Origin of the sequence: Flavobacterium buctense (genome assembly GCF_014486695.1) — a bacterium.
Lineage (GTDB): Bacteria > Bacteroidota > Bacteroidia > Flavobacteriales > Flavobacteriaceae > Flavobacterium > Flavobacterium buctense.
The window spans coordinates 1-347 of sequence record NZ_JACTAB010000038.1 but is presented as its reverse complement, the minus strand read 5'-3'; the positions used below and the strand labels follow the sequence as shown (position 1 = coordinate 347).

Annotated in this window: 1 protein-coding gene; it reads left to right on the top strand. The window is 40.9% G+C overall.

What is annotated here, in order from left to right:
- On the top strand, window positions 1-347 hold a 347-nt coding region (locus ICG50_RS13060), incomplete at both ends, for an HYR-like domain-containing protein (protein ID WP_187661335.1).

Here is a 347-nt window from a genome sequence, read left to right as displayed (position 1 = left end):
TGCTGTAGCTCAAGGAGAATGTCCTAACTCGTTTATCGTAACTAGAACTTGGACTTTCACTGATGCTTGTAACAATACTTCTTCTGTATCTCAAATTATCACAGTAAGTGATACTATTGCTCCGGTAACTCCTGAAGCACCTGCTGCTGTAACTGTAGCTTGTGCCGATGATGTTCCTGCAATGGTTTCGTTAACGGCTACTGACAACTGTAACGATGCTATCACCGTAGAAGGTGTTGATGCTGTAGCTCAAGGAGAATGTCCTAACTCGTTTATCGTAACTAGAACTTGGACTTTCACTGATGCTTGTGACAATACTTCTTCTGTATCTCAAATTATCACAGTAA